The sequence below is a fragment of the Collinsella aerofaciens genome (assembly GCF_032584215.1).
In the GTDB taxonomy this organism is placed as follows: domain Bacteria; phylum Actinomycetota; class Coriobacteriia; order Coriobacteriales; family Coriobacteriaceae; genus Collinsella.
Genome location: NZ_JAWHPN010000081.1, coordinates 1 through 635 on the forward strand (window position 1 = coordinate 1; position 635 = coordinate 635).

Consider the following 635-nt stretch of genomic DNA (forward strand, 5'->3'; position numbering starts at 1 on the left):
ATATTGCACCAGCATCAATTTCGCTTGGACTGCTTCCCCAACTGTCGTTATCCGGAGGATTTGCCAATTCCAAATCTATCTTTGCAAGATATTCCGTATCCGATAGCTTGACAGATGTCAGCCCGGGAAAGAGCGCCGTATTCGCCTCTGTTGCGTAGCAAGTTCCGTTCTTGAACGCTAAGTCAATCGAAATATAGTCCGATGTCAGAATACCATCCGGCAGCTCGATGTTCGTGCCTTCTGGAACGGCATAAATCGTAGCTGCTTTGGCAAAGAAATAGTCGCGTAGATAAGACTGTGCCGAACCAAAATAATCCTCGTTAATGGGTTCGCCATTGATAAATACCGATACGGAATCCATGTTGATTTTTTCCAGTTCTGAGCGCGAAATGGTGTAAAGAATAGGCTTTGAGAGGGTGTAGGTGCCGTTTGCATCTGTAATCGTAGTGTCACCCGCTTTGTTTGCGGCAAATGCGGGAACAGTCAGACTGAAATTAAGCGCTAATGTGAGTGCAAGGGATAGCAGTTTTTTCATGTGGGTCACTCCTGTCTTTTAATTTGTCCTCTCATCATACCATAAATATGTGGGAAAATCAACGATATATCGTTAGCTGTTTAAGCGGATAACCTTATAG

1 protein-coding gene is annotated in these 635 nt (G+C 44.3%); it reads right to left on the reverse strand.

Annotation, left to right across the window (positions count from 1 at the left end; all coding sequences use genetic code 11):
• Positions 1–535: hypothetical protein (locus tag RX395_RS09840; RefSeq protein WP_316367299.1), on the reverse strand; the 535-nt coding region annotated here is incomplete at its 3' end.
• Positions 536–635: the final 100 nt, after the last annotated feature.